Below are 23,848 nucleotides of genomic sequence, written 5' to 3' on the forward strand. Positions count from 1 at the left end.
TTTTGTTGTCCCGTTTTAAGCCCCGCACTCGCTTTCAGGCTGCCTGCAATCCTTTATGGCTTATAATCGCCGCCTTTAATCTCCGACTACCCGACACGGGAACACAAGCATGACGCGCAAAACCACCCCGAAAACTTTTGAAGACGCTCTGGCGCGGCTGGAAGCGATTACCGAAGCGATGCAGGGCAGCAGCCTGCCGCTGGAAGAAGCGCTGGCCGCCTATCAGGAAGGCAGCGAACTGGTGCGCTTTTGCCAGAACAAACTGGCGCAGGTCGAACAAAAACTGCAGGTATTGGATGCGGACGGATTAAAGGAGCTGGATCTTGACGGCAAAGAATGATTTTTCAGGCTGGCAAAGCCGCGCCCGCGCGCAGACCGAGCTGATTTTAGAACGGGTTTTGCCCGCGGCATCAAAGCAGCCTGAAAGCCTGCATCAGGCGATGCGTTATGCGGTTTTGGACGGCGGCAAACGCCTGCGCCCGCTGCTGGTGCTGGCGGCGGCCGAACTGGGCAAGAGCGTTCAGGCTGCCTGCGAGCAGGCGGCGGCGGCGGTCGAATGCATCCACGTTTACTCGCTGGTGCACGACGATATGCCGGCCATGGATAACGACACCCTGCGCCGCGGCAAGCCCACCTGCCACGTCCGCTACGGCGAAGCGACCGCCCTGCTCACCGGCGATGCGCTGCAAACGCTGGCTTTCGAGCTGCTGTCGCAAACCAACGGCCTGCCTGCCGACCGCCAGCTGCACATGATCCGCACGCTGGCCGCAGCATCCGGCAGTCTCGGCATGGCCGGCGGGCAGGCGGTGGATTTGGACAATGTCGGCAAATCGCTGTCACAAACCGAACTGGAAGCGATGCACCGCCTGAAAACCGGCGCGCTGATTCGTGCCGCCGTGCTGCTGGGCGCTTTAAGCTGCCCCGACTTGGATGATGCCGCGCTGGAAAAGCTCGACCGCTACGCTGCCTGTCTCGGCCTGGCCTTCCAAGTGGTGGACGACGTGCTCGACTGCAGCGCCGACACCGCGACGCTGGGCAAAACCGCCGGCAAAGACGCCGAGGCCGACAAACCGACCTATGTGAAACTGATGGGGCTGGACGCCGCCCGCCGCTATGCCGAAGAGCTGGTAGCTGAAGCGCTGGCACAGCTGCAGGCGTTTGACGAACGGGCAGAGCATCTGCGCAGCCTTGCCCGTTTCGTAACCGCACGCAGCCATTAAACCAAAACAATAAAGGCAGCCTGAGAAGTTTTCAGGCTGCCTTTTGCGTACCGGTACCAACAAAAACCCGTTTCCGGATAATGGAAACGGGTTTTCGCACCAAACTTAGTCTTGCTGCTGTTTGCGGGCAGGCAGTTTTTCTTTGATGCGTGCGGCTTTGCCGGTCAGGCCGCGCAGGTAGTACAGCTTGGCACGGCGTACGTCGCCGCGGCGTTTGACTTCGATTTTTTCCACGCGGGGAGAGTACAGCGGGAAAGTACGTTCCACGCCTTCGCCGCTGGAGATTTTGCGCACGATGAAGTTGCTGTTCAGACCGCGGTTGCGGCGGGAAATCACCACACCTTCATAGGCCTGCAGACGGGTACGGTTGCCCTCTACCACGCGCACCCACACCACAACGGTGTCACCGGGGGCGAAAGCGGGGATGTCTTTGTTCAAGCGGGCGATTTCTTCCTGCTCTAACTGTTGGATCAGATTCATGTGAAAACTCCTGAATATAATTGGATTATGCCTTATCCTGCTGCTCGGACAGAATCTTTTGCAGCAATCGGGCTTCCTGTGGGATCAATGCGCGCCCCTCCAACAAATCGGGGCGGCGGTTCAAAGTGCGGCGCAGCGCCTGTTCCAAGCGCCATTCCGCGATTGCGGCATGGTTGCCCGATTTTAAAACCTCGGGAACGGCCATACCGCAAAATTCGCTGGGCCGGGTGTAGTGCGGGCAGTCCAAAAGACCGTTGGCAAACGAGTCTTGCGCGGCAGACTCGATGTCGCCCAATACCCCCGGAATCAACCGTAACACGGCATCCATCAGCATCATCGCCGGCAACTCGCCGCCGGATACGACGAAATCGCCAACGGATATTTCTTCATCAACACTGCTTTGCAACAGGCGCTCGTCCACGCCTTCATAACGGCCGCAAAGCAGTATCAGATTGTCGTAGCCGGCAAGTTCGCTCACTTTTTGGTGGGTGAGCGGCGCGCCCTGCGGGCTGAGATAAATCACGCGGCGACTGGCGGGATTGCCGCTGCAGTTGGCCACGGCTTCGTCGATTGCCGCCTGTAGCGGCGGCGCCATCATAATCATGCCGGGGCCGCCGCCGAAAGGACGGTCGTCGATATAGCCCAAACGGTTGTCGGCAAAGCGGCGCGGGTTGATGGCGCAAAACGACCAGATGCCTTGTTTGGCCGCCCGTCCGGTTACGCCGTATTCGCCGATGGCGGCAAACATTTCGGGAAACAGGGTCAGGGCTTGGATTTTCATCAGTAGTCGCTGCCCCAATCGGCGGTAATGGTGCGATTTTCCCGATCGACGCCGTCGATAAACTGGCTGACAAAGGGAATCAGCGTTTTGCCTTCGGCTTTGGCCACCACCAGAATATCGTGGGCGCCGGTTTCCATCAGGTTTTGTACCGTACCGATGGTTTCGCCGGCGCGGTTTTTCACCTGCATGCCGACCAAATCGACCCAGTAGTATTCGTCTTCTTCGGTTTCGGCAAATTCGTCGCGCGGTACTTCAACGGTGTAGCCGCGCAGCAAGGCAGCCTGGTCGCGGTCGTCTATGCCGGCGAATTTGACCTGCAGTTCGCTGCCGACGATTTTGCCGTCTTCGATTTCCACGTCTTGCCGCCTGCCGTCTTTATGCAGCCGCCAGCGCCGGTAATCGAGCAAACTGTCGGCGTATTCGGTATCGGTTTTGACTTTCAGCCAGCCTTTGATTCCGAATACGCCTTTGATGTAGCCCATGGCCACCCATTGCGCGGAGTCGCTCATGCGGGTGGGCTTAAGCGGCGTTTTGCTGTTCTTTTACCAGCTTGGCAACGGCCGGAGTGATTTGCGCGCCCTGGCTGATCCAGTGGTTCAGGCGGTCGGCCTGCAGGCGTACGCGCTCTTGTTTTTCGTTGGCAACGGGGTTATAGAAACCTACGCGCTCAACGAAACGGCCGTCGCGGCGGGCGCGGCGGTCGGTTACTACGATGTTGTAGAACGGGCGTTTTTTGGAACCGCCGCGGGACAAACGGATAACTACCATGAGAATTCCTTTGAAAAAATCGTCAATTTGCGAAACCGCGCATTTTAGTGTGTTTTCCGCCATTCAGGCAAGCCTTTATTTTCAGGCTGCCGCGGCTGCCGGCAGTTTATCAAAACCGGTAAAGCCCCTATAATCCGCCCCTTTACCCATTTTCAGGCTGCCTTTAAGCCTAGGACACAGCAACCATGCGCCCCCTGATATGCGAAATCCGCCTGCAGCACCTGCGCGACAACTACCGGACACTCAAAGCCTTACACGGCGGCAAAATGCTGGCGGTAATCAAAGCCGACGCCTACGGCCACGGTGCGCTGCCCTGCGCGCAGGCGCTGGAAAACGAGGCCGACGGCTTTGCGGTGGCGCTGCTGGAAGAAGCGCTGCAGCTGCGCGAGGCCGGCATCCAAAAGCCCATCGTGCTGCTCGAAGGGGTGTTTCAGGCTGCCGAATACGCTTTGGTTGACCAACACCGCCTGTGGCCGGTCGTCCACCAGCAGGCGCAACTAGAAGCGCTGCTCGCCCACAACTGGCAATCGCCGGTAAACGTCTGGCTGAAAATGGACAGCGGCATGCACCGCGCCGGCTTTTTCCCGCAGGACTACGCCGCCGCCTACAACGCGCTGAAGCAAAGCCCGAAGGTGGCCGAAATCGTCAAAATGAGCCACTTTGCCTGCGCCGACATCGCCGACAGCGGCATGACCGAGCTGCAAACCGAAACCTTCGACAGCATCTGCGCCGCACTGCCCGGCGCCGAAAGCCTGGCCAATTCCGCCGCCATTCTCGCCCACCCCGCCAGCCACCGCGAATGGGGGCGGGCGGGCATCGCGCTGTACGGCATCGACCCGTTCGGCGGCCGCGACAGCCGGCTCAAGCCGGTAATGAAACTCTCCAGCCAAGTTTTTGCCGAACGCATCCTGCAGGCGCACGAGCCGGTGGGTTACGGCGCCGCCTTCTACACCAGCCGCCCCACCCGCGTCGGCCTGGTGGCCTGCGGCTATGCCGACGGCTACCCGCGCCACGCCGGCAGCGGCGCGCCGGTATCGGTTTCAGGCTGCCCCAGCCGCATCATCGGCCGCATCTCGATGGACATGCTCACCGTTGATTTGAGCAAAGGCGGCGGCAGCGGCGACAGCGTCGAACTCTTCGGCGACGAAATCAGCGTCAACGAAGTGGCCGCCGCCGCCGGCACCATTCCCCACGAAATCGTCTGCGCCGTCAAACGCGCGCAAAAAATCTACCGGTAGGCCGCCATGGACAGCATCCAGCAGGATTTCCGCAACGCCATGGCCGCCTGCGCCGCCGGCGTCTATCTGATTACCACCGACGGCGAACACGGCCGCTACGGCATCACCATGACCTCGGTCGCGCCGGTTACCGACACCCCGCCCACCGTGGTGCTGTGCGTCAATCTCAACACCCGCATCTGCCCGATACTCACCGGCAACGGCGAGCTGTGCATCAACGTGCTTTCCGCCGACCAGCAAGACGCTGCCGAGCATTTTGCCGGCATCACCAAACTCACCCACGAAGAGCGTTTCGAGCAGCACATCTGGCACCGCGGCAGCAGCGGCCAACTGCAGATCGACGACGCCCTCGCCCACCTGCACGGCCGCATCCTCCAGCATCACGACATGGGCACCCACCGCATTTTCTACGTCGGCATCGAAGAAATCCGCCTGGGCAAGCACAACCGCCCCGCCCTCGCCTATTTCCGCCGCGCCTTCGCTCAAATTGCGTAAGGACAAAAAAGCAGACTGAAAAACCGTTTTTCACTTTCAGGCAGCCTGAAAGCCAACTATTAGCCAACTATTAAGGAACCCACCATGACCCAACCCGCCTGCCCGCAATGCGGCTCCGAATACGCCTATCACGACGGCATCCAGTTTGTCTGCCCCGAATGCGCCCACGAATGGCAGCCTGAAAACGAAGCCGCCGCCGAGAGCGCGGCGGTGGTGAAAGACGCCAACGGCACGCCGCTGGCCAACGGCGACACCGTGGTGCTGATTAAAGATTTGAAAGTCAAAGGCAGCTCGCAGGTGATCAAGCAAGGCACCAAAGTGAAAAACATCCGCCTGCAGGAAGGCGATCATGACATCGCCTGCAAAATCGACGGCAGCGCCATGAATTTAAAGTCGGAATTTGTAAAAAAAGCGTAATCGTTTGTACAGCCGGTTTACCGCCTGCCCGCTTGGCCTTATGCTGCCGGCCGCCGGCTTGGGCGCGGCCTGTTTTCAGGCAGCCTGAAAGACCTTAGCCGCTGTTTTTACGAAAGGAATCCACATAAAAAAACCATGACCGCCGCCCTGCTGCTGCCGCTGATGCCGGCCGCCTGCAATGTGCAGCTGCCCGATCTGATCGACATCGACTCGCACGGGCAAAACGACCGCATCTACTACCCCGAACACAACCGCCGCGACGATTACGAACGCGAGCGTGACCAATACGATGCCGGCGGCCTGATCCGCACCGACCGCGGCGAGTGCCTCGACATCCACGGCGACGACCACCACAGCCTGATCCGCTACCGCTGCCACGGCCAGTCCAACCAACAATTCCGCTTCGATTCGCGCAGCGGCACCATCCGCCAAAACGGCCGCTGTCTGGACGTATCCGGCGGCGAAACCCGCGACGGCAGCCGCGTTATCCTGTTCCAATGCAACGGCAAAGACAACCAGCGCTGGTATCTCGACGGCGGCCGCATCCGCAGCGCCGATTCGGGCAAATGCCTCGATGCCTCCGAAAACTACCTGAGCATCCGCAGCTGCAACAGCAGCCGCAACCAGCAGTTCTATTTCAGCAACCGCTATGACCGCGAGCAAAGCCGCAAACACGGCTCCAGCAGCATCAGCAGCGAAGATCGCGGCATCGGCAACACCCGCCGCGAGCGCAACTACGACACCCGCACCCCCGACGGCATCCGTCTGGACAGAAACGGCAGCGGCAGCGTGTGGGTGGACGACAACCACTAAACCCGCCCCACCGCAAAAGGCAGCCTGAAAACCGTATTCGCGGCTTTCAGGCTGCCTTTGCCAAACGCCAAACAAGCGTATTCCGTGCGGCGGACAGCATTTTTTCAGGCTGCTTTTGCCCATCCGAAACACCCAAACTGCACAAAGGTTCCCCATGAAAGCCATGATTCTGGCCGCCGGACGCGGCGAGCGTATGCGTCCGCTGACCGACCGCACGCCCAAGCCGCTGCTGAAAGCCGGCGGCGAAGCGCTGATTGTCCACCACCTGCGCCGGCTTCACGCCGCCGGTTTTCGCGACATCGTCATCAACCACGCCTGGCTCGGCCGCCAAATCGAAGACGCGCTGGGCGACGGCGCGGCGTGGGGCGTGAATATCGCCTATTCGCCGGAAAACGAAGGCGGGCTGGAAACCGCCGGCGGCATTGCCACCGCGCTGCCGCTCTTGGGTAATCAACCGTTTTTGGTGGTGAACGGCGACGTTTTTACCGATATCGACTTTCAGGCTGCCGCCGAACGCGCTGCCGCCCTTGCCGAACGCAGCCTACTGGCGCATCTGTGGCTGGTGCCCAACCCGCCGCACCATCCGGCGGGCGATTTTGCGCTCGACAATAGCGGCCTGCTGCACGCCGATGCCGCCGCGCCGAACGCGCAGGGCGGCACATTTAGCGGCGTCGGCGTTTACGCGCCCGAGCTGTTTGCCGGCATTGCGCCACACAGCCGTGCCAAACTCGCGCCGCTGCTGCGCGATGCGATGACCGATGGGCGCGTTGGCGGCGAGTTCCACCACGGCCTGTGGCTCGATGTCGGCACGCCCGAGCGGCTGGACGAAGCCGATGCGCTGGCGCGGGCAGGAAAATTGTCCTAACGGCTTTTCAGGCTGCCTTGAGATGGATTCGGGCAGCCTGAAACGTTTGCGCCCAAGCATTTTTCAGGCTGCCTGCCATATTCGGGCAGCCTGAAAAATATCCGCCGGCTTGGATATCAGTCAAAGCCCGCGCCGCGCGGCAGATGCTAAAATGCCGGCGCCGTGTTTCAGGCAGCCTGAAAGCCGTTTTGCCGCACTTCAGGCTGCCCGAACAACGAAAACGCCGTTTTCTTTCTTTTTTACCGCCATGTCCCGCACCCGCCGCCCGCGCAAAACCGTTTCCCACCCATTCTGGCAGGCAGACAAGCCCTATCTGCACGACAGCCCGATTTCGGACTTCCGTTTCCGGCTGCTGGGCTATCTGATGGCGCTCTTGGCGGGGGCGATCAACGCCGGCGGTTTCTTTGCGGTGGCCGGCTACACTTCGCACATCACCGGCCACCTTTCCAACGCTGCCGATGAGTTCGCGCTCGGCCGCTGGCAAACCGGCCTGCTGGCGCTCTCGGGCGTGCTCGCTTATCTCACCGGCGCCACCCATTCGGGCTGGATTATCCTGTGGGCCAAGCGTTTTCGTTTTCACAGCAGCTATGCGCTGTCGATGTGGATGGAAGCGCTGTATCTTTTGCTGTTCGGCCTGCTGGGCGTGGCGCTGTCTCATATCGGCAGCGCGATGGTGCCGCCTACCGTGCTGTTTCTGTCGTTTATCATGGGCATGCACAACACCGTGATGACCGTGCTCTCCGGCGGCGCCATCCGCTCCACCCACATGACCGGCACCGTAACCGATTTGGGCATCGAGCTGGCCAAAGTGCTCTACTACCGCCGCGACACCAATCCGCGCCTGCCCGACGTAAAAGTAAACCGCCCGAAAATGGCGCTGTTTACCGGCACCGTTGCCAGCTTTGTGATCGGAGGCATCATCGGCGCCTGGGGCTACCACCAGATCGGCTACCATTTCACCCTGCCGGTCTCCGCCACGCTGTTTATGCTCGGCTTCGGCTCGATCGGCTACGACATCCGCAGCCGGCTGCGCTGGTATCTGATGCGACGGGAAAAACAGCGGCCAAACGAAAAGCAGCCTGAAAACCGATAACAGGGTTTTCAGGCTGCTTTTTGCCGGCTGTAGCATTTATGCCGCGATCGTCGGTGTTGTTCCGGCATTTGGGTTAAAAATGCTAAGTTTTGTTTGTCAGCCCGTTATAATTGCGCCCTTTTTTCGTTAAACCCCTCGAAGGATATCGTTATGCAAGACTACCGCCCGAACCCCAACGGTTCTTTCAACAATCAGCCGCAGCGTACTGATTACCGCGAAGCCTACCAATCCACCGCCATCGACACGCGAATGGACGAAGAAACCCTGGTTCTGGCCGGCGCGGGCGAGCGCATCGGTGCCCGTATAGTGGATAGCCTGCCGATATTTGTTATCGGCATTGTTGCTGCCCTTATCGTGCCCTCATTCCGCAACAACGCCGAGCTTATGATGTTGGTGTTCATCGCGCTGGTATTGGCTTACCTTGTTTACCAAGTGGTACTGATGACGAAATACGGCCAGACTTTCGGTAAAAAACTGCTCGGTATCCGTGTGGTAAATGCAGACGGAGACAATCCGGGGTTTGTCAAATATGTATTGGTGCGTGAGTTTGGCTACAACCTGATTGTCAGCATTCTGGGGGCGATTCCGATACTTGGCGGCATAATCAGCATTGTCGCCCTAATAGCCAATTTGGTACTGTTGTTTATGGTTGAGCGAGACCGCCGTGTATTGTGGGATCTGCTGGCCGATACCTATGTGGTCAAAGTCTGAACCGTCCCGCCCAACCCAGCCCTGCCTGCGCGGGGCAGGTGTTTTCGGCATATAGGGCAAAACAGCCATTTTGTTCCAAACGAAAAAACAGCCTGAAAACCTTGTTACCGGTTTTCAGGCTGCTTTTTTATCTGCGGTGCTTATTTTTTCAGGATGTACTGGCGCACGGCGGCGTTGTGTTCTTCCAGCGTGCGGCTGAACTGGCTTTTGCCGCTGCCGTCCATGCGTGAGACGAAATAGAGATAATCGCTGTCGGCGGGATGGGCGGCGGCTTCAAGCGCGGCGCGGCCGGGCAGAGCGATGGGCGTGGGCGGCAGGCCGTTGCGGGTATAGGTGTTGTAGGGGGTGTCGCGCTGCAGGTCGGCTTTGCGAATTTTGCCCTGATAGGCGTCGCCCATGCCGTAAATCACGGTGGGGTCGGTCTGCAGGCGCATGTTTTTGCGCAGGCGGTTGCGGAATACGGATGAGACATTGCCGCGGTCTTCCGCGTGGGCGGTTTCTTTTTCAATCAGGCTGGCCATAATCAGCAGCTGGTAGCGGTCTTGGTAGGGCAGATCGGCGCTGCGGCTTTCCCAGGCTTGGTCGAGCGCTTGGTTCATGGCTTTGTGGGCAGCCTGAAAAATCTGCAGATCGCTGCTGTTCATGCTGATTTCGTAGCTGTCGGGGAAAAACAGCCCTTCGGGATGATGGTAGGGGATGTCGGAAGCAACGGCGTTTAGAAGCTGCTCGTCGCTCCAGCTAGCGGTGTCGTGGCGGATGTCGGGGTTTTGGTTGATCAGGCGGCGCATCTGCGAAAAGCGCATGCCTTCGATAATCTGCACGCGCACGGTGTCGGGCGTTTCGCTTTTCAGGCGCTGCAGAACTTCCCATGCCGAAAGGCGGGCGGGCAGGCGGTAGCTGCCGTCTTTGAGTTTGTCGTGGCTGCCGTCGAAATAGGCGGCCGACAGCAGCACCCAGCGGCTGTAAACGATGCCGTCGTCTGCCAGCCGGCGGCTGACGGCGGCCATGCCCTGCCCTTTGGCGATACGCAGGGTATAGGGCTTGCCGGTGCCTTTGGGGGCAAACAGCAGGGCGGCATAGGCGCCGGCGGCGGCAAGCAGCAACAGCAAAAGCCATTTGAAGGGGGAGAAGGTTTTGGTTCGGGACGAAGTTCTACGCATGATAATCGGACAACTCTCGCAGGCAGCCTGAAAGCGGCGATTGTACGCAAATGCGGCAGGCGGCGGGCAAAAAAACGGCGGCCTGGTTACAGCCGCCCAATTTGATAAAGGAATACAACGGAAACGAAAAATGAAAACGAAAGGGAATTAATGTTCGGCGCCCATCGGCGAAGTTACCGAAATGCTTGAAGAAACGGCGGCGGCGCTGAGAAACGAGCCGGCAAGGTCGGTGCAGCAGCCGCAGCAGTTGCCCACGCCGAGCTGGTCTTTCAGGTCGGTTAGCGACGATGCGCCGGCGGCAACACTCTCTTTAATCTGGTGGTCGGTAACGGCATTACAGATGCAGACATACATGGTGTGTTTCCTTACAAACTTTAGTTTAATTTAATGGATGCTAATGATAGTGCCGTTCATTTGTTTCCGCAAGTATGTGATTGGTTTTGGCTGCGGCTTTGTTGCCTTTTGCGCTTTCAGGCTGCCTGAAAAACGCTTTTAACCTTACTTTTGCGCCGTTTTTTGCCTGCGGCAAGGCAGCCTGAAAACCGAATCCGCGTTTTCAGGCTGCCTTTGCTATACAATCGCCGCTTTTCTTTTTCAGGCAGCCTGAAACCATGTTTTCCAGCGCAGACACCCGCCTTTTGGACCATCTCAACCCCGAGCAGCTTTCCGCCGTTACCTGGCCGCCGCAGTCGGCGCTGGTGCTGGCGGGGGCGGGCAGCGGCAAAACCCGCGTGCTCACCACCCGCATCGCCTGGCTGATGCAGACGGCTCAGGCCGACGTGCACAGCATTATGGCGGTTACCTTTACCAACAAGGCCGCCAAGGAAATGCAGGCGCGGCTGGGGGCGGTGCTGCCCTACAACCTGCGGGCGATGTGGCTGGGCACCTTCCACGGCCTGTGCCACCGTTTCCTGCGCCAGCACTACCGCGACGCCGGCCTGCCGCAGAGTTTTCAGATTCTCGATTCCGGCGACCAACTCGCCCTGATCAAACGCCTGCTCAAAAGCGCGGGCATTGCCGAAGAAGTCATCGCACCGCGCACCCTGCAGGGCTTTATCAACGCGCAAAAGGAAAGCGGGCTGCGCGCCGAAGCATTGGAAGCGCCCGATCCGCACACCCGCCGCCTGATCCAGTATTACGCCGAATACGACGCGCTGTGCCGCCGCGAAGGCGTGGTCGATTTTGCCGAACTGCTGCTGCGCTGCTACGAAGTGCTGCAAAGCCACGACGTGCTGCGCACCCATTACCAAAACCGTTTCCGCCACATTCTGGTGGACGAGTTCCAAGACACCAACAAACTGCAATACGCCTGGCTGAAACTCTTGGCCGGCGGCGGCGCGGCGGTGTTTGCCGTCGGCGACGACGACCAGTCGATCTACCGCTTTCGCGGCGCCCACGTCGGCAATATGGCCGATCTGATGCGCGAGTTCCACATCGACGCGCCGATCAAGCTCGAACAGAACTACCGCTCGGTCGGCCGCATTCTCGATGCCGCCAACGCCGTCATCACCCACAACAGCGAACGCCTGGGCAAAAACCTGCGCACCGAGGCCGAAGCGGGCGACAAAATCCGTCTGTTCTGCGCCGCCACCGATTTGGAAGAAGCCCGCTTCGCCGTTGAAGAAATCCAGGCGCTGCACCGCGAGGGCGGCGCCTACAGCCAATGCGCCGTGCTCTACCGCAGCAACGCCCAGTCGCGCATTATCGAGCAGCAGCTTTTTCAGGCTGCCGTTCCCTACCGCATCTACGGCGGCCTGCGCTTTTACGAGCGTCAGGAAATCAAACACGCGCTGGCCTACCTGCGGCTGGCCGTCAATCCCGACGACGACAACGCTCTCTTGCGCGTGATCAACTTCCCGCCGCGCGGCATCGGCACCCGCAGCATCGAAACCATCCAGGCCGCCGCTGCCGAACAGGGCTGCTCACTCTTTCAGGCTGCCTGCGGCATGGGCGCCAAAGCCGCCAAAATCGCCGCTTTCGTGCGCCTGATCGACGGCCTGCGCGAACAGGCCGCCGTGCTCTCGCTGCCCGACCTGCTGCGCGAAATCATTGCCGACAGCGGGCTGGAAGCGCATTACCAGAAACAGAAAAATCCCGCCGACCAAGAGCGCAACGAAAACTTGGACGAGCTGGTCAATGCCGCGCTCTCCTTCCGAGCCGAAGAGAGCCAGTTTGAAACCCTGCCCGAAGGCGCCGCCGCCAGCCCCGAGTTTCCGATACTCGCCTTTCTCAGCAACGCCGCGCTCGAATCCGGCGAAAACAGCGCCGGCGAAGGCGACGACGCCGTGCAGCTGATGACCGTCCACGCCGCCAAAGGGCTGGAGTTCGACACCGTTTTCCTAACCGGCATGGAAGAAGGCCGCTTCCCCAGCGAATGGAGCCTGGCCGAGCGCGGCGGCGTGGAAGAAGAACGGCGTCTGATGTACGTTGCCATCACCCGCGCCCGCCGCCGCCTGTATCTGAGCATGGCGCAGCAGCGCATCCTTCACGGCCAAACCCAATACGGCGTGCTCTCGCGCTTTGTCGGCGAAATCCCCGCCGACATCGTCCACACCCTGTCCGCCCCCGCCAAACCCTATGCCGCCGCGACTCTGCACCCGCAGCAGGGCATCGGACAATCGGAGCAGCAAAGCCCCGAAGCAGACGGGCAAAACTTCCACGGCTACCGCCTGGGGCAGAACGTGCGCCACCCCAAATTCGGCACCGGCGTCATCATCGACGCCTCCGACAAAGGCGACAGCGCCCGCCTGACCATCAACTTCGGCAAAGAAGGCATCAAAACGCTGGATACTGCCTTTGCGAAACTGGAGCAGTTGTAAAGTCCGCAACCGGCACGGCGAAAGCAGCCTGAAAGCATCGGCAGCCGCCTAGCTAAAAGGCAAAGCAGCCTGAAAACCTTGTCCAAGGTTTTCAGGCTGCTTTTTTTGCGCGGCGGCGACGGCTCTGCCCGCCTGCCAAATGCCTGTTCAGGCCATATCAAGGCCGGAGAGTTCGCGCGCCATGCGGGCGGCGTAGTTGTCGGTCATGCCGCCGACGAAATCCAGCACCTTCATATAGGCGGCGTACAGGCTGTCGTCGGCGCGGACGGGGTCGTTGTCGAGTAGGCCGAGGGCAAGGGTTTGGCGCACGTCGGGGCGGCCGCGCAGCAGGCTGTGGACGGCGGGCACCAGCGCATCGAGTATGGTGGCCAGGCAGGGGAAACTGGCCAGCTCGTACATCAGCTTGCTGCGGTGGCGGAACACGCGCTCGCGGGCGAGTTTTTTTGCCGCTTCCAGCGTGCCCTGCACTTCGTCGCTGCACAGGGCGAGCAGGTCTTTGGCTTTCAGGCTGCCGCTTAAGAGTTCGTGGCGGCAGTCGAAAAAGGTTTGCGCGGCTTCGTCCACCGCACGGCCGATGGCGGGGCCGCGCAGCAGGGCGCTGCGTTCGCTGCTGTTGGCGCCGCCGCTGTCGCTGCCGGCGGGGGCAAGGCGGCGGAACAGGCTTTCAACGTCGCCGGCATCGAGCAGCCCCAAATCGACGGCGTCTTCCAAGTCCATCAGCGCGTAGCAGATGTCGTCGGCAGCTTCCATCAGGTAGGACAAGGGATGGCGCGCCCAGCAGTCGCTGTCTTGCGCGAGCAGGCCGAGTTCGGCGGCGACGCTGCGGATATAGGGCATTTCGGTTTGGTAGATATTGAATTTGCCGCGGGTGCCGTCGCGGGTGCTGCCCCACGGGTATTTGAGCAGGGCGCCGACCGATGCAGCGGTCAGCCGCAGGCCGCCGCTGTTGCGGTAGCTTTGCAGGCTGGCGATTTGGCGCAGGCTGTGGGCGTTGCCTTCGTAACCCTGCACGTCGCGGCGTTCGGCATCGCTAAGGCCGTCGAGAAAACGGGCGTTTTCAGGCTGCCTGAACCAGCTTCTGAGCGCGTCTTCGCCGGTGTGGCCGAAGGGCGGATTGCCCAAATCGTGCGCCAGACAGGCCACCTGCACGGCGGTGCCGATATCGACGGGCTGCAGATGCTCCGGCAACTCGCCGGCAGCGGCCAGCATGCCGCCGGCGCGGGCGCCGAGACTGCGGCCGACGCTGGCGACTTCGACGCTGTGGGTCAGCCGGTTGTGGGTGTGGTCGTTTTTCGCCAGCGGATGCACCTGGGTTTTGCGTCCGAGCCGGCGGAAGGCGTTGCTGAATACCACGCGGTCGTAATCGACGTGATACGCGCTGCGGTAGTCTTCGGCGGCTTTGGCCGGCAGCGGGCGCACGCTGTTGTCGTCGGCCAGATAAAAGCGGGTGGCGGACATCAGCTGCGTCCAGTTCATCGGATTTTGCATGGCCTATCCTTGCGGGTTGGAAAAGGTTGGAATGTCGGTTTTGCGCGCCGGGTTCTTTCGGGCTGCCTGAAAAACAAAACTGCCTGAAACCGCGGTTTGACGGTTTCAGGCAGCCTGAAATTATTTTTTCTTGCCTTTGCCGCCTTTGGCAGCAGGCTCTTTGTCGAGCACTTCCACCGCGGGAGCCGCGCCGGCAAAACCCATGCGGCGGTTGATGTGCCACTGCTGGGCGATGGTCAGCAGGTTGTTGACCACATAGTAGAGCACCAGCCCGGACGGGAAGAAGAAGAACATCACCGAAAACACCAGCGGCATAATCTTCATCATCTGCGCCTGCATCGGATCGGTGGGCGCGGGATTGAGCTTGGTTTGGAACCACATGGTCGCCGCCATCATCGCCGGCAGCACATACCAGGGATCGGGACGGCTCAAATCGCTGATCCAGCCGAGCCACGGCGCCTGCCGCAGTTCGACGGACAGGAAAATCATCCAGTACAAACCGATAAAGATCGGCATCTGCACCAGCATCGGCAGGCAGCCGCCCAGCGGGTTGATTTTCTCGTCTTTATACAGCTGCATCATCGCCTGCTGCATCGCCAGTTTGTCTTCGCCGTATTTTTTCTTCAGCGCTTCCATTTTCGGCGCCAGCACGCGCATTTTGGCGGTGGAGCGGTAGGCGGCGTTGTTCAGGGGATAAAGGACGATTTTGACAATCAGGGTCAGCACCACGATCGCCCAGCCCCAGTTGCCGATCAGGCTGTGCAGCCATTTGAGCAGGGCAAACAGCGGCGCGGCGAAAATGTGGACGCGGCCATAGTCTTTGGCCAATTCGAGATTGGGCGCGGTACTTTTGAGAATCTCGGTAATCTGCGGGCCGGCATACAGATCGGCAGACAGCGTTTTGCTCTGACCGGGCGCAATCTCGACGGCAGCGGGGTAAACGCCGGCGCGGTACAGGTTTTCGCCCACACGCTTGACGCTCATCTCGCAGCCGTTGGCGCAGGCATTGGCGCCTTTTTCAGGCTGCATCACCCAGGCAGACATGAAATAGTGCTGGATCATGCCGGTGTAGCCACCCTGGCTTTTGCGCTGGTATTCGGCGGTGTCGCGGCCGCTTTTGAAATCGTCGTCGAGCTTGGAAAATTCAACCTTCTGAAATTCGCCCTCGGGCGTGTACACCACCGGCCCGGTATAGCTGTGCATAAACCAGCCCTCGCCCTCGGGCGTGGAATTGTCGCGGACGATTTGGTAGTCGCCGCCGACTTTCAGCGGCTCGCTGCCGGTGTTTTTCAACTCAAAGCGGACATTGATCAGATAGCTGTTTTTGCTGAAGGTATAGACTTTTTCTACCTGCAGGCCGTTTTGCTCGGGCGCGCTCAGGCGCACTTCCAGCTTGTCGCCTTTAAGCGCGTAGCTTTTCTGGGCGGCGCTGAAGCTGGTTTTTTCCAGCAGATTATTGTGCTTTTCATCCACTACGGATGAGAGCGCGGCATAATTGTGCTCTTTACCGGTCTGAAACAGCACAAACGGCTTCTGTTCGTCGTTGGTGGCATTGTAACGGCGCAGCGTCAAACCGAGCAGGTTGCCGCTTTTTTCATCAATTAGCGCTTTAACGGTATCGGTTTCAACGGTCAGCGGTGCCGACACATTAAGCGCGGCAGCCTGCTGCTTGGCTTCGGCCGTTGCCGCCGGCTGTTGGGCAGCGGCAGGTTCGGGCGGCGGAAACAGTTTTTGCCAACCCATTAAAATGAGCAGCGACAGCGCCATCGCTGTCATCATTCGTTTGAAATCCATCGGATATTTCCTGAATTAGGGAACGGGATCGTAGCCGCAGCCGCCGAAAGGGTGGCAGCGCGCGATGCGTTTGGCCGCCAGCCAGCCGCCTTTGAGCGCGCCGTATTTGCGCACGGCTTCGAGTGCGTATTGCGAGCAGGTGGGTGTGTAGCGGCAGCGCGGCGGCAGCAGCGGACTGATGCCGCGCTGGTAGAAGCGGATAAGCAGTAGAAACAGTTTGCTGAGCATTTTTCAGGCAGCCTGAAAGTAGGAACCGCGGCAAAATCGGGATGCCGGCGACAAATATCAATGCCAAGCACCGAATTTTCCGCGATTTTTACACAAGCACCGCACGGTAGGGATCTTGCCGTTTTCAGGCAGCCTGAAAACAGGCGCCGCATTTTGCCGCCGTATTTTCAGGCTGCCTTACTGCCGATCCGCTTAACCGGCTAACCGGCCAGCAGGCGTAGCAGTTCGTCCTGCACTTGGGCGGCCTGCTCGCGGGTAAAGGCGGTGCGCACGCGGACGATAAAGTCCTGCGGCGGCAGGCCGTGGCGGTGGCGGCGGAAGCAGTCGCGCAGCAGCCGCTTCATATAGTTGCGGCGGTTGGCGCGGCGGGCGGTTTTCTTGGAAACCACCAAACCCAGCCGAGCCCGGCCCAGGCCGTTGTCGGCGGAATAAAACACCTGCACAAAGTGGCGCGAGCGCTGCTTTTTCAATGCAAAAACGGAAGAAAAATCTTCCGTTTTCAACAAGCGGCAGGACTTGCCGAAACTCTGGTCCAATTATACGGCCAGACGTTTGCGGCCTTTGGCGCGGCGGGCTGCCAGCACGGCGCGGCCGCCGCGGGTTTTGGAGCGCACCAGAAAGCCGTGGGTGCGTTTGCGTTTGGTAACTGAAGGTTGGTAAGTGCGTTTCATGATTTTTTCCCGTGAAATGTTGTCGAAACAAAATGGCGGATTAAACCTGTTTTGCTGTCTTTTGTCAATAAAAATAGGTAAGTGTCGGACGCAAAGCGGCTTAAATGCGGGCGGGGAAAGGGCGGCGGCGATGATGGCTTTCGGCGGGCTTTGCCTATATAATCCGCCCTTTCGCGGCGCTTGGAAAGCAGCCTGAAAAGCAGGCAATGCTTTCAATATAAAACAGAAAACTTCTGCCGCACTCTCCCTTTTCCTTGTCTTGTCTGTTTCAGGCTGCCTGTGGAGCGCCTGTGGCGGCACCCCTTTGATGCAAAGAATCCCGCAATGATGAAACTAGCCGAATTTTGGCCGCAGTGTCTGTCGCTGCTGGCGGCCGAGCTGACCGAGCAGCAGTTTGATTTTTCCATCGCCCCGCTGACCGTGGGCGAGGAGGACGGCGCGTGGGTGGTGTACGCCAAAACCCAGTTTGCCGCCAACCTGCTGCGCTCACAGTACGGCGCCAAGCTCGCCCAGGCGCGCGAGCTGCTGGCGCCGGATGCGCCGCCGCTTTTGATTAAAGTCGGCAGCGGCACCCGCTATCCTTTCGAGCGGCAGGCGGCAAAGCAGCCTGAAAACGCCGAACCGACACCAACCACCGCACAGCCTGCCGGCGGCAAAGACGCTTCGCCACGGACGGCGCAGGAAATTCTCGACCGCCGCATGAGCAATCTGCGGCCGGCGAAAAAAAGCACGGCGGAAAACACGGAAAAAGGCGCGGCAGACAGCGGCAAAAAAGCGCCGCCCGCTTCCGCCATCGAGCAGGCCAAAGCCGATGCCGACGCCAAGCAGCGCCACAAGCAAACCAATCTGAGCAGCGACTATACTTTCGAATCGCTGGTCGAAGGCAAGGGCAACCATCTGGCGGTGGCGGTGGCCAAAAGCATTGCCGAAAAACCGGGCGACGATATGTACAACCCGTTTTTCGTTTACGGCAGCACCGGTCTGGGCAAAACCCACTTGGCGCAGGCGGTCGGCCACGAGCTGCTGCGCATCAATCCGGCGGCGCAGGTGCTCTACATCCATGCCAACGATTATGTGAACACCTTTGTGGCCGCGGTGCGCCAGAAAAACTGGGATTCTTTCAAGCAGCAGTATCTGCGCTACCAGCTGCTGATTATCGACGACATCCAGTTTATCCAGGGCAAAGACCGCACGATGGAAGAGTTTTTCCTATTGTTTGAGCATTTCCATTCGCGCAACCAGCAGATTATCCTGACCTGCGACCAACTCCCCAGCAGCCTGGAAAACATGGAACAGCGACTGGTTTCGCGCTTTTCGTGGGGCATGACGCTGAAGCTGGAACCGCCCGAATTGGAAATGCGGGTGGACATTCTCGAGCGCAAAGCCGCCGACGCCGGTATCCGGCTGGCAGAAGACGCGGTGCTGTTTATCGCGCAAAACGTCAAACAAAACGTGCGCGAGCTCGAAGGCGCGCTCAACCGCCTGATCGCCCGCTGCCGTTTCGACAATGTGTCGCTGATCGATATGGACATGGTTACCGACACCCTGACCGACATCATCGCCCACAACTACAAGCCGATTACCGTCGAACTGATTATGAAGGCGGTGGCCGACTACTACCACATCCGCATCGCCGATCTCACCGGCAAAAAGCGTAACCGCAATTTCGCCCGTCCGCGCCAGATGGCGATGGCGATTGCCAAAGAGCTGACCAGCCTGAGCCTGCCCGCCATCGGCGAAGCCTTCGGCGGCCGCGACCACACCACCGTCATCCACGGCGTGAAAAACATCACCAAGCTGCGCGACGAAGACCCCGAAACCAAAAAAGACTACGAAAAACTGCTGATTCTGGTGCAAAACTGACACCACGCCCTGCCGGCCGCAGGCAGCCTGAAAACGCCGCCCGTGCGGCAAAAGCGCGATAAAACGCATTTTCAGGCTGCCTGCGCTTTATTATTTGCAGCCAAACGTATAAGATTCCGCCCCAATCCTAACGCAATTTAAGGAAACGCCATGTTGATTCTGCAAACCGACCGCGACAGCCTGCTCAAACCGCTGCAGGCCGTTACCGGCATCGTCGAGCGCAAGCACACCCTGCCAATACTCTCCAACGTGCTGATCCGCAGCCGCGACGGCGAAACCGACGTGCTTGCCACCGATCTGGAAATCCAAATCCACACCGGCGGCCCGCAAACCGAAAGCGGCGATTTCGCCATCACCACCAACGCCAAAAAACTGCAGGACATCCTGCGTGCCCTGCCCGAAAGCGCCATCGTCGCGCTCGACTGGGCCGACAGCCGGCTGACGCTCAAAGCCGGCAAATCGCGCTTCAACCTGCAAACCCTGCCCGCCGAAGACTTCCCGACCATGAATGTGGAAGACGAAACCGAAATCCAGTTTTCGCTCAAGCAGGAAGATTTGAAAACCATGCTCGGCCAAGTGCAGTACAGCATGGCGGTGCAGGACATCCGCTACTATCTCAACGGCCTGCTGCTGCAGGTGGAAGGCCGCCAGCTGCGCCTGGTGGCTACCGACGGCCACCGCCTGGCCTACGCCAGCTGCGAAATCGAAGCCGAGCTGCCCAAAGCCGAAGTCATCCTGCCGCGCAAAACCGTGCTCGAACTGGTGAAACTGCTCAACCGTCCGAACGAAGACATCAACATCGAACTTTTGCGCAACCAAGTGCGCTTCACCTGTAACGGCACAGTTATCGTCAGCAAAGTCATCGACGGCAAATTCCCCGATTACAACCGCGTGATCCCGTTGGACAACGACAAAATCTTCCTGATCGGCCGCAGCGAACTCTTGGGCGCGCTGGAGCGCTCGGCGATTCTCGCCAACGAAAAATTCCGCGGCGTGCGCCTGCAGCTGCTGCCCGGCGTGCTGCGGATTTTGTGCAGCAACAACGAGCAGGAAGAAGCGCAGGAAGATTTGGAAATCGCCTACCAAGGCGGCGAATTGGAAGTCGGCTTCAACATCAACTATCTGATGGACGTGCTGCGCAGCGTGCACAGCGACGATATGCAGCTGGCTTTCGGCGATGCCAACCGCTCCACCCTATTTACCGTGCCCAACCAGCCGAACTTTAAATACATCGTGATGCCGATGCGCATCTGATGCCGGCAAACGCCAAAAAGGCAGCCTGAAAAGTTTTCAGGCTGCCTTTTTTGTTTTATTCCAAACTACCAGCTGACGAAAAACATAGTTTTTGCCAGCAGCACAATCAGCAGCATATGGCAGAACACCGCAATATGGATGTATTTCGACCACGCTGCCGTCAGGGTGTGGGTGCGCATTTTGTAAACTGCAATCACAAAATGCACCAGAATGCTCGCCGCCACGCAGATTTTCAGCGTCAGTTGGATGGAAAAGGCCGACGCGAAGGGCTGGCTGAGCACCGCAAGGTAGCGGTTGAGTGCCATCGTGATGCCGGAAACGAACACCCCCAGCACCACAAAGGGCATCACGCGGGTGGCGCGGTAGGACAGCGCCCGCTCCACTTCGCGGCGCGATTCGCGCGACACCCGTTTTTTATCGTGGATCACGCCCAGCACCAGCATTTCAAAAAACACGCCGCCCACAAAGGCAATGGCGCAAAACAGATGCACCACCTGCGCCCATTGGTAGAGATTGTTCACGTTTCTTCCTTTTCTGCGCTTTCAGGCTGCCGCTGCGCGCGCGGATGCGCCTGGTCGTAAACCTGCGCCAGATGGTCGAAATCGAGCTTGGTGTAAATCTGCGTCGCTTTCAGGCTGCTGTGGCCGAGCAGATCCTGCACCGCCCGCAAATCGCGCGAAGCCTGCAAAAGATGGCTGGCGTAGCTGTGGCGCAGCATATGCGGCGACAAAGATTCGCCACCGTGCTGCTGCGCCCACTGTGCAAGGCGCTTCTGTATTTGGCGCGCGCCGATGCGACGACCGCTTTGGCCGGTAAACAGCGCTGTTTCGCCCGCCGCCGCCACGCGCAGCGGCAGATAGGCCTGCAGCGCGGCGATGCTTTTGGCGGTCAGCGGCACGCGGCGCTGGCGGCCGCCTTTGCCGGCTTTGATGTCCAGCCAGCCTTCGGCAAAACGGACGTCGGCCAGATTCAGCGCGCACAGTTCCGACAAACGCAGTCCGCTGCCGTACATCAGTTCCGCCGCCGCATAGTCGCGGCAGGCCAGCGCCCCGTCGGCATCGGCGGCCGCCCTGTCGAGCATCAGCGCCAAAGTTTCCCGCTCCAGCGCCTTGGGCAGACGCTCGCGCTGTTTGGGGGCTTTCAGGTTTTCCGCCGGATTGTTTTTCAGGCTGCCTTTGGCCACCAGAAAAGCGCAATAAGCCCGCCAAACCGACAGCTTGCGCGCCAGCGAGGCGGGACTGAGACCGCGTTGCGACAGCCGCATCAGCGCCGCCGTCAGATCGCGCCGCTGCGGTTCGCTGTTATCGGGCAGCAGCGGCAGCAGCTGCGCCAAATCGCGGCGCGCGGCGGCTACGGTATGCGGCGAGCGCCCCTGCTGAACCAGCGTCAGCAGGTAGGCTTCGGTATGTTCGGCAAACGCGCTCATGTTTTTTCAGGCTGCCTGCAATCAGGCTTTACCTGCCTTTTCCCATTCTGCGGGGGTAGCGGCCATCGAAATCGACAGCGCGTGCAGTTCGTTGCTCGCCAGCTTTTCCGCCAGACCGTCTTTAATCAGGCGGTGGCGCGCCAGCCGGTTCAGACCTTCAAAGGCGGGCGAAACGATGCGGGCGAAAAAGTGGTGGCCGTCGCCTTCCACTTCGATAAATTCGCAGGGGGCGACGGATTGGATCATTTCTTTTACTTGTTCGGGATGCAGCATGTGGGTGTCCTTAAGGAATAAAAAACGGTTAATCGTCCGCAGGCGCGGCGGGCGCGATTGTATAGCAAAAGCGGGAGACGCGGGATGAAGGCAAAGAACAAGGCAGCCTGAAAACGGTTTGACCGGCTTTCAGGCTGCCTTGTTTTTCAGGCTGCCCGGATGCTTTGCCGGCAGCCTGAACGCTCAATCTTCCGCCGTGCCGTCTTGGGGCGGCAGTGGCGGAGCGTTTTCAGGCTGCCCGCCCTGCGGCAGGCGCTCTTGCAGCTTCATCTGGCGGTTGCGGTGACGGATCATTGCCGACCAGAAAAAAAACCACGTCGGCAGTATCGTCCAAAAGGTCAGGTAAATCAGCTTGCGGGCGATGCCCGGCTGCGCCACCGCAAACATGGCGGTGGTGAAAATATAGGCGATGATAACGATGTGCCACATGGTGTCTGCCAATCCCGATAGCGGCAGCCTGAAACGGATTTCGGGCTTTCAGGCTGCCTTTGTTTGCCGATTATTTGCCGATACAGAAGCGCGAGAAAATCACGCCGAGCAAATCGTCGGCGCTAAATTCGCCGGTGATTTCGCTGCAGGCAAGCTGCGCCAGCCGCAGGTGCTCGGCAAACAGTTCGATTTGCTGATTATTGCACAGCGCGGCGGCGTCCAGCTCGGCGGCAGCGGCTTCGAGCGCGCTCAAATGGCGGCTGCGCGCCAGAAACAGGCTTTCGCTTTCGCCCTGCCAGCCGACCTGATCGAGCAGCGCCTGCCGCAGCAAATCCAGCCCCGCGCCGGTTTTGGCCGACAGGCGGATGCGGGTGGCGGCGCCGCTGTCTGCCGCTTGGTTTAAGTCCTGGCGCTCGGGCGTGGTGCCGTTTAAGTCGATTTTGTTTTCGATTTCAATCCGCTTCAGGCCGGCCGGCAGCTGGGCGAGAATGTCGCGGGTGGCGGCGTTCAGACCTTCGGCGGGATCAACCAGCACCAGCGCCACATCGGCTTCTTCAGCGGCGCGGCGGCTGCGGCCGATGCCGATTTGCTCGACCACATCGTCGGTTTCGCGCAGGCCGGCGGTATCGACGATGTGTACCGGTACACCATCCAGCGCAATCTGCTCGCGCACGGTGTCGCGGGTGGTGCCGGCGATGTCGGTAACAATCGCCACTTCGTCGCCCGCCAGCGCGTTGAGCAGGCTGGACTTGCCGACATTGGGCGCGCCCACCAGCACCACCGTCATACCTTCGCGCAACAGGCTGCCCTGCCGCGCCGACGCGCGCACGGCTTCCACCTGCCGCTGCAGCGCCGCCAGCCGGCCGCGGGCATCGGCGGCTTCGAGAAAATCAATGTCTTCTTCGGGGAAATCGAGCGTGGCTTCTACCAGCATCCGCAACGTAATCAATTCGTCCACCAGCGCGTGGATGTGCCGCGAAAACTCGCCTTTGAGCGAGCGCAGCGCCATTTTGGCGGCGCTCTGGCTGGATGCGTCAATCAGGTCGGCCACGCTTTCGGCCTGCGCCAGATCGAGTTTGTTGTTGAGAAACGCGCGTTTGGTGAACTCGCCCGGCTCGGCGGCGCGGGCGCCCAACTCCAAACAGCGCGAGAGCAGCATCTGCATCACCACCGGCCCGCCGTGCCCCTGCAGCTCGATAACGTCTTCGCCGGTAAAGCTGGCCGGCGCGGGGAAATACAGCAGCAGACCGTTGTCGATCGGCGTGCCGTCGGCAGCGGTGAAATCGGTGTAGAGCGCCGTACGCGGCTTGGGCGTTTTGCCGCCGCTAAGAGCCTGCGCCAGCGGCAGCAGCTCTTTGCCGGAAATGCGGATTACGCCGACGCCGCCGCGCCCGGGGGCGGTGGCGACGGCAGCGATGGTTTGGGGCGGATTGGACATGGGCAGCCTGAAAAAATACGGGTGAACAAAAGCGGTTTAAGCAGCCTGAAAACCGGATTGGTCGTTTTCAGGCTGCTTTTTGGGGTTTGCGTTTCAGGCTGCCTGTTTGCCAAAGGCAGCCTGA

General features: G+C 60.0%; 28 protein-coding genes. 12 read left to right on the plus strand and 16 right to left on the minus strand.

Annotated features, from left to right (window positions below):
* The first annotated feature begins 109 nt into the window (after positions 1-109).
* The gene (locus OP500_RS07615) at positions 110-340 is read left to right on the plus strand and encodes an exodeoxyribonuclease VII small subunit (RefSeq protein WP_238748403.1); all 231 of its coding nucleotides are present in this window, start codon (positions 110-112) and stop codon (positions 338-340) included.
* Positions 324-1,220 carry a polyprenyl synthetase family protein gene (locus tag OP500_RS07620; RefSeq protein WP_238748402.1) on the plus strand — a complete coding sequence of 299 codons (897 nt, stop codon included), beginning with the start codon at positions 324-326 and terminating at the stop codon, positions 1,218-1,220. The genes OP500_RS07615 and OP500_RS07620 overlap by 17 nt, the downstream gene beginning before the upstream one ends.
* A gap of 105 nt (positions 1,221-1,325) precedes the next feature.
* Here the strand turns inward: OP500_RS07620 and rplS are convergent, their stop codons facing one another.
* Genes rplS through rpsP form a run of 4 tightly spaced genes read right to left on the minus strand, consistent with a single transcriptional unit; the run spans position 1,326 to position 3,249 of the window.
* Positions 1,326-1,700 (minus strand): 50S ribosomal protein L19, encoded by a 375-nt coding sequence (gene rplS / locus OP500_RS07625; RefSeq protein ID WP_238748401.1) that lies wholly within the window; start codon positions 1,698-1,700, stop codon positions 1,326-1,328.
* Between the two features lie 25 nt (positions 1,701-1,725).
* Positions 1,726-2,481, minus strand: coding sequence for a tRNA (guanosine(37)-N1)-methyltransferase TrmD (gene trmD, locus OP500_RS07630; protein WP_238748400.1), 756 nt, complete (start codon positions 2,479-2,481; stop codon positions 1,726-1,728).
* Complete coding sequence (rimM, locus tag OP500_RS07635; RefSeq protein ID WP_238748399.1) at positions 2,481-2,990, minus strand: ribosome maturation factor RimM; 510 nt, start codon at positions 2,988-2,990, stop codon at positions 2,481-2,483. Before rimM ends, trmD begins: the two co-directional genes overlap by 1 nt.
* 10 nt (positions 2,991-3,000) lie before the next feature.
* Positions 3,001-3,249, minus strand: coding sequence for a 30S ribosomal protein S16 (rpsP, locus tag OP500_RS07640; protein WP_238748398.1), 249 nt, complete (start codon positions 3,247-3,249; stop codon positions 3,001-3,003).
* 185 nt (positions 3,250-3,434) lie between these two features.
* Between rpsP and alr the strand changes: the two genes are divergently transcribed.
* The 7 genes from alr to OP500_RS07675 all read left to right on the plus strand — a co-directional run bounded on the left by alr (position 3,435) and on the right by OP500_RS07675 (position 8,881).
* Positions 3,435-4,487: an alanine racemase gene (gene alr, locus OP500_RS07645; protein ID WP_238748397.1), complete on the plus strand. Its 1,053-nt coding sequence runs from the start codon at positions 3,435-3,437 to the stop codon at positions 4,485-4,487.
* Positions 4,488-4,493: 6 nt separating this feature from the next.
* A complete protein-coding gene (hpaC, locus tag OP500_RS07650) occupies positions 4,494-4,982 on the plus strand; it encodes a 4-hydroxyphenylacetate 3-monooxygenase, reductase component (RefSeq protein WP_274070615.1) in 489 nt (162 codons plus the stop codon).
* Between the two features lie 84 nt (positions 4,983-5,066).
* Complete coding sequence (locus tag OP500_RS07655; protein WP_274070616.1) at positions 5,067-5,399, plus strand: zinc ribbon domain-containing protein YjdM; 333 nt, start codon at positions 5,067-5,069, stop codon at positions 5,397-5,399.
* A 135-nt stretch (positions 5,400-5,534) separates the two neighbouring features.
* On the plus strand, positions 5,535-6,212 hold the full coding sequence (locus tag OP500_RS07660) for a ricin-type beta-trefoil lectin domain protein (protein WP_238748394.1): 678 nt from the start codon (positions 5,535-5,537) through the stop codon (positions 6,210-6,212).
* 154 nt (positions 6,213-6,366) lie between these two features.
* The gene (gene murU, locus OP500_RS07665; protein WP_238748393.1) at positions 6,367-7,077 is read left to right on the plus strand and encodes an N-acetylmuramate alpha-1-phosphate uridylyltransferase MurU; all 711 of its coding nucleotides are present in this window, start codon (positions 6,367-6,369) and stop codon (positions 7,075-7,077) included.
* Between the two features lie 247 nt (positions 7,078-7,324).
* Positions 7,325-8,170 carry a YoaK family protein gene (locus OP500_RS07670; RefSeq protein WP_238748391.1) on the plus strand — a complete coding sequence of 282 codons (846 nt, stop codon included), beginning with the start codon at positions 7,325-7,327 and terminating at the stop codon, positions 8,168-8,170.
* Between the two features lie 150 nt (positions 8,171-8,320).
* On the plus strand, positions 8,321-8,881 hold the full coding sequence (locus OP500_RS07675) for an RDD family protein (protein WP_238748389.1): 561 nt from the start codon (positions 8,321-8,323) through the stop codon (positions 8,879-8,881).
* Positions 8,882-9,021: 140 nt separating this feature from the next.
* Here the strand turns inward: OP500_RS07675 and mltG are convergent, their stop codons facing one another.
* Together mltG and OP500_RS07685 are read right to left on the minus strand one after the other, a co-directional pair.
* The gene (gene mltG / locus OP500_RS07680) at positions 9,022-10,041 is read right to left on the minus strand and encodes an endolytic transglycosylase MltG (protein ID WP_238748388.1); all 1,020 of its coding nucleotides are present in this window, start codon (positions 10,039-10,041) and stop codon (positions 9,022-9,024) included.
* A gap of 147 nt (positions 10,042-10,188) precedes the next feature.
* Positions 10,189-10,395 carry a (2Fe-2S)-binding protein gene (locus OP500_RS07685; RefSeq protein ID WP_238748387.1) on the minus strand — a complete coding sequence of 69 codons (207 nt, stop codon included), beginning with the start codon at positions 10,393-10,395 and terminating at the stop codon, positions 10,189-10,191.
* Between the two features lie 257 nt (positions 10,396-10,652).
* Here OP500_RS07685 and OP500_RS07690 point away from each other — a divergent pair, with 257 nt between their 5' ends.
* A complete protein-coding gene (locus OP500_RS07690; protein ID WP_238748386.1) occupies positions 10,653-12,860 on the plus strand; it encodes a UvrD-helicase domain-containing protein in 2,208 nt (735 codons plus the stop codon).
* 147 nt (positions 12,861-13,007) lie between these two features.
* Here OP500_RS07690 and OP500_RS07695 read toward each other — a convergent pair whose 3' ends face one another.
* The 5 genes from OP500_RS07695 to rpmH form a co-directional block, all read right to left on the minus strand.
* Entirely contained in the window at positions 13,008-14,348 is a 1,341-nt protein-coding gene (locus OP500_RS07695; protein WP_238748385.1) for a deoxyguanosinetriphosphate triphosphohydrolase, read from the minus strand.
* A 120-nt stretch (positions 14,349-14,468) separates the two neighbouring features.
* Positions 14,469-16,142: a membrane protein insertase YidC gene (yidC, locus tag OP500_RS07700; protein WP_238748384.1), complete on the minus strand. Its 1,674-nt coding sequence runs from the start codon at positions 16,140-16,142 to the stop codon at positions 14,469-14,471.
* 15 nt (positions 16,143-16,157) lie between these two features.
* On the minus strand, positions 16,158-16,370 hold the full coding sequence (gene yidD, locus OP500_RS07705) for a membrane protein insertion efficiency factor YidD (protein WP_238748383.1): 213 nt from the start codon (positions 16,368-16,370) through the stop codon (positions 16,158-16,160).
* A 200-nt stretch (positions 16,371-16,570) separates the two neighbouring features.
* Positions 16,571-16,906: a ribonuclease P protein component gene (gene rnpA, locus OP500_RS07710; protein WP_238748382.1), complete on the minus strand. Its 336-nt coding sequence runs from the start codon at positions 16,904-16,906 to the stop codon at positions 16,571-16,573.
* Positions 16,907-17,041: a 50S ribosomal protein L34 gene (gene rpmH / locus OP500_RS07715; RefSeq protein WP_002214728.1), complete on the minus strand. Its 135-nt coding sequence runs from the start codon at positions 17,039-17,041 to the stop codon at positions 16,907-16,909.
* 327 nt (positions 17,042-17,368) lie between these two features.
* On the opposite strand from rpmH, the gene dnaA reads away from it, so the two are divergent.
* Both dnaA and dnaN read left to right on the plus strand, forming a co-directional pair.
* Entirely contained in the window at positions 17,369-18,904 is a 1,536-nt protein-coding gene (dnaA, locus tag OP500_RS07720; RefSeq protein WP_238748414.1) for a chromosomal replication initiator protein DnaA, read from the plus strand.
* Positions 18,905-19,054: 150 nt separating this feature from the next.
* Positions 19,055-20,158, plus strand: coding sequence for a DNA polymerase III subunit beta (gene dnaN / locus OP500_RS07725; RefSeq protein WP_238748380.1), 1,104 nt, complete (start codon positions 19,055-19,057; stop codon positions 20,156-20,158).
* 65 nt (positions 20,159-20,223) lie between these two features.
* Here the strand turns inward: dnaN and OP500_RS07730 are convergent, their stop codons facing one another.
* From OP500_RS07730 to mnmE, 5 genes are all read right to left on the minus strand, one after another.
* Positions 20,224-20,679: a CopD family copper resistance protein gene (locus OP500_RS07730; RefSeq protein ID WP_238748379.1), complete on the minus strand. Its 456-nt coding sequence runs from the start codon at positions 20,677-20,679 to the stop codon at positions 20,224-20,226.
* Positions 20,676-21,584, minus strand: a complete 909-nt coding sequence (locus OP500_RS07735) for a tyrosine-type recombinase/integrase (RefSeq protein WP_238748378.1) — start codon at positions 21,582-21,584, stop codon at positions 20,676-20,678. Before OP500_RS07735 ends, OP500_RS07730 begins: the two co-directional genes overlap by 4 nt.
* Positions 21,585-21,605: 21 nt before the next feature.
* Positions 21,606-21,857 (minus strand): BolA family protein, encoded by a 252-nt coding sequence (locus OP500_RS07740; RefSeq protein ID WP_238748377.1) that lies wholly within the window; start codon positions 21,855-21,857, stop codon positions 21,606-21,608.
* 183 nt (positions 21,858-22,040) lie between these two features.
* Positions 22,041-22,286, minus strand: a complete 246-nt coding sequence (locus tag OP500_RS07745) for a hypothetical protein (protein ID WP_238748376.1) — start codon at positions 22,284-22,286, stop codon at positions 22,041-22,043.
* 70 nt (positions 22,287-22,356) lie between these two features.
* Complete coding sequence (gene mnmE / locus OP500_RS07750) at positions 22,357-23,724, minus strand: tRNA uridine-5-carboxymethylaminomethyl(34) synthesis GTPase MnmE (protein ID WP_238748375.1); 1,368 nt, start codon at positions 23,722-23,724, stop codon at positions 22,357-22,359.
* Positions 23,725-23,848: the final 124 nt, after the last annotated feature.

It is taken from the genome of Kingella sp. SNUBH-2017 (assembly GCF_028680565.1).
GTDB lineage: Bacteria > Pseudomonadota > Gammaproteobacteria > Burkholderiales > Neisseriaceae > Kingella_D > Kingella_D pumchi.

What these genes read in the sequence shown, in the direction of transcription:
- OP500_RS07615 (WP_238748403.1), top strand. Translation starts at nt 110, where the DNA reads ATGACGCGCAAAACCACCCCGAAAACTTTTGAAGACGCTCTGGCGCGG.
- rplS (WP_238748401.1), bottom strand. Translation starts at nt 1,700, where the DNA reads ATGAATCTGATCCAACAGTTAGAGCAGGAAGAAATCGCCCGCTTGAAC.
- trmD (WP_238748400.1), bottom strand. Translation starts at nt 2,481, where the DNA reads ATGAAAATCCAAGCCCTGACCCTGTTTCCCGAAATGTTTGCCGCCATC.
- rimM (WP_238748399.1), bottom strand. Translation starts at nt 2,990, where the DNA reads ATGAGCGACTCCGCGCAATGGGTGGCCATGGGCTACATCAAAGGCGTA.
- rpsP (WP_238748398.1), bottom strand. Translation starts at nt 3,249, where the DNA reads ATGGTAGTTATCCGTTTGTCCCGCGGCGGTTCCAAAAAACGCCCGTTC.
- alr (WP_238748397.1), top strand. Translation starts at nt 3,435, where the DNA reads ATGCGCCCCCTGATATGCGAAATCCGCCTGCAGCACCTGCGCGACAAC.
- hpaC (WP_274070615.1), top strand. Translation starts at nt 4,494, where the DNA reads ATGGACAGCATCCAGCAGGATTTCCGCAACGCCATGGCCGCCTGCGCC.
- OP500_RS07655 (WP_274070616.1), top strand. Translation starts at nt 5,067, where the DNA reads ATGACCCAACCCGCCTGCCCGCAATGCGGCTCCGAATACGCCTATCAC.
- OP500_RS07660 (WP_238748394.1), top strand. Translation starts at nt 5,535, where the DNA reads ATGACCGCCGCCCTGCTGCTGCCGCTGATGCCGGCCGCCTGCAATGTG.
- murU (WP_238748393.1), top strand. Translation starts at nt 6,367, where the DNA reads ATGAAAGCCATGATTCTGGCCGCCGGACGCGGCGAGCGTATGCGTCCG.
- OP500_RS07670 (WP_238748391.1), top strand. Translation starts at nt 7,325, where the DNA reads ATGTCCCGCACCCGCCGCCCGCGCAAAACCGTTTCCCACCCATTCTGG.
- OP500_RS07675 (WP_238748389.1), top strand. Translation starts at nt 8,321, where the DNA reads ATGCAAGACTACCGCCCGAACCCCAACGGTTCTTTCAACAATCAGCCG.
- mltG (WP_238748388.1), bottom strand. Translation starts at nt 10,041, where the DNA reads ATGCGTAGAACTTCGTCCCGAACCAAAACCTTCTCCCCCTTCAAATGG.
- OP500_RS07685 (WP_238748387.1), bottom strand. Translation starts at nt 10,395, where the DNA reads ATGTATGTCTGCATCTGTAATGCCGTTACCGACCACCAGATTAAAGAG.
- OP500_RS07690 (WP_238748386.1), top strand. Translation starts at nt 10,653, where the DNA reads ATGTTTTCCAGCGCAGACACCCGCCTTTTGGACCATCTCAACCCCGAG.
- OP500_RS07695 (WP_238748385.1), bottom strand. Translation starts at nt 14,348, where the DNA reads ATGCAAAATCCGATGAACTGGACGCAGCTGATGTCCGCCACCCGCTTT.
- yidC (WP_238748384.1), bottom strand. Translation starts at nt 16,142, where the DNA reads ATGGATTTCAAACGAATGATGACAGCGATGGCGCTGTCGCTGCTCATT.
- yidD (WP_238748383.1), bottom strand. Translation starts at nt 16,370, where the DNA reads ATGCTCAGCAAACTGTTTCTACTGCTTATCCGCTTCTACCAGCGCGGC.
- rpmH (WP_002214728.1), bottom strand. Translation starts at nt 17,041, where the DNA reads ATGAAACGCACTTACCAACCTTCAGTTACCAAACGCAAACGCACCCAC.
- dnaA (WP_238748414.1), top strand. Translation starts at nt 17,369, where the DNA reads ATGAAACTAGCCGAATTTTGGCCGCAGTGTCTGTCGCTGCTGGCGGCC.
- dnaN (WP_238748380.1), top strand. Translation starts at nt 19,055, where the DNA reads ATGTTGATTCTGCAAACCGACCGCGACAGCCTGCTCAAACCGCTGCAG.
- OP500_RS07735 (WP_238748378.1), bottom strand. Translation starts at nt 21,584, where the DNA reads ATGAGCGCGTTTGCCGAACATACCGAAGCCTACCTGCTGACGCTGGTT.
- OP500_RS07740 (WP_238748377.1), bottom strand. Translation starts at nt 21,857, where the DNA reads ATGCTGCATCCCGAACAAGTAAAAGAAATGATCCAATCCGTCGCCCCC.
- OP500_RS07745 (WP_238748376.1), bottom strand. Translation starts at nt 22,286, where the DNA reads ATGTGGCACATCGTTATCATCGCCTATATTTTCACCACCGCCATGTTT.
- mnmE (WP_238748375.1), bottom strand. Translation starts at nt 23,724, where the DNA reads ATGTCCAATCCGCCCCAAACCATCGCTGCCGTCGCCACCGCCCCCGGG.